General features: G+C 21.2%; 2 protein-coding genes. Both read left to right on the top strand.

What is annotated here, in order from left to right; translation table 11 throughout:
* Window positions 1-162 precede the first annotated feature (162 nt).
* Window positions 163-450 carry a hypothetical protein gene (locus tag ABNK64_RS09930; RefSeq protein WP_349764260.1) on the top strand — a complete coding sequence of 96 codons (288 nt, stop codon included), beginning with the start codon at window positions 163-165 and terminating at the stop codon, window positions 448-450.
* 281 nt (window positions 451-731) lie between these two features.
* Window positions 732-2,117, top strand: a 1,386-nt coding sequence (locus ABNK64_RS09935; RefSeq protein WP_349764261.1) for a hypothetical protein, incomplete at its 3' end; no start/stop codon positions are given.

Consider the following 2,117-nt stretch of genomic DNA (forward strand, 5'->3'; position numbering starts at 1 on the left):
CTAGTCAATAAAAATTTACAATGGATTTTGTTTCAAATTTAAGTGGCAAAACATTATTAATTCACTTGCAAAACACATTTCAATGAAGATAAATATGAATATATAACTAAAGAATACTATAAAAATGGAAAATTAAAAACACCTATTATTTTAAAAAGTGATATGAATGAAAGAGAAAAAAGTAAAAGATTTATAGATTTTTCAAGAGAAGTTTTTAAACATATAGGATATGGAACTAGAGATATTTATTGTCAAAATTCTTATGAAGAAAGATATAACGTTAGTGGTGTATTATGTAGTATAAATAAATTTAATAATAATAAAACTTTTAAAAATATTTTTCAAATTAAAGACCTTGTAGAAGAAAAAGAAAAAAATATTATTGCTTCTAAAAAGTTAATAAGAGGAAGAGAAACAAGAGGAAGAGGAAATTCAGGAAATGAAAGATAGTTTTTTAAGTAGGAAGTCCTTCTGACTTTCTACTTTTTTTATTAATATAAATATTTTTGCTTTTAATATTTATTTTTCTAAAAAATTGTGATATAATTTTATAAAGTTTAAAAAAAAATCTACCTTTTTAAAATAAAAGTATAATAAAAATGAGGAAGTTCGCTACAACTCCTCATTCTTAAATCAAATTTTAGTTTATCTTTTCTATATTTTATTATAAAATTATACTAATGTCAAGGATTTATTTATTATACTTTTTCCAATCATAAACAGGAGGAAAAATGAATAATATTATTAAATTACCCGATTTAAAAATAAGTAGAAGGAATAAAATTAAATCTACTTATCAATCTATAGATGACAATGATATTTATGATATCTTGTCACAAGATTCATTTTTAATGTTGAACAGAAAATTATATTCTGTTCTTGGCTTAGAATTAGCCACATTTATTACTTTTCTTATTGATAAAGAAAAATACTATAAAAATAACTATAAATTAGATAATGAAGGATATTTTTATATAACTAATGCTGATCTATTATTACATACTGGTATAAAAGCTAGTAGAATCAATAATTTAAAAAATGAATCAGTTGAAAAAAATCTACTTTATTTGAAAAAAGCAGGTATTCCATTAAAAACTTATTATAAGGTAAATATTTCTAAAGTGAGAGAAATTATTTATAACTCAAAATCAAGTTTAGATTTAGCATATAATAGACTGATTAATGATGAAAATTTAAATTTAGAAGATTTAAAGAGCTTTTCGATTTCTACATTAGAACGAAAAACATATAGAGATCTGCGACTTATTTGTAAAAATATGAAGATTTCATATTCAGGAAAAGATAAAAAATCTGAACTGATAGATAAAATTATGTTACAAACTGAAAATCCAGTAAAAGAAATGGATAATTTAGTGGACGAAATAACAGACACTAACAAACCTTTAAAAATAGATGAAAAAAGTTTAAAAAAATATACAACTTTATCTTTAAGGACTCTTTGTAAAAATATGAAGATTCCATATTCAGGAAAAGATAAAAAAATGGATTTAATAAATAAAATTTTAAATAAAAACGAAATGGATAATCAGGTGGATAAATATACAAACACTAAAAATGAAAACTTAGAATTAGAAAAAATTAAAAATTTAATTTTAAGTTTTGATGGATTAGATCTAAATTGGAATAGCTATTTAGAAAATATTATATCTAGTTTTTTAAAAAAACATAAATTATCACTAACTCTTGAGTACTTAACTTCTAATTATAAGAATGTTATGGCTAATTCTTTAATACAAAATAAAACTGGTTGTTTTATTTCTTTATTAAAGAAAGAACAAAGACAAATAAATTCAGTGAACAAAAATAAAGAAAATTTAGTGGTTGAACAAGTGGACAAAAATAAAGAAAATTTAGTGGTTGAACAAGTGGACAAAAATAAAGATATTATAGACGACAATATTCTTTTTAATAAATTTCTTCAACTTGAGGAATATGAAAAACTGAAAGTTGAAGAAGAAATTTTCAATGGAATTACTGATAAAGCTATCTTAGATAGTTTATTAAAATTAAAAGGAGAAAATCAAAAATTTTATTATTCCACTTTAAAAAATGAAATCCAAAAAATAATGAAAAACAAAGTGGATATAAGTGGACAA

Origin of the sequence: Fusobacterium sp. SYSU M8D902 (assembly GCF_040199715.1) — a bacterium.
Taxonomy (GTDB): domain Bacteria; phylum Fusobacteriota; class Fusobacteriia; order Fusobacteriales; family Fusobacteriaceae; genus Fusobacterium_A.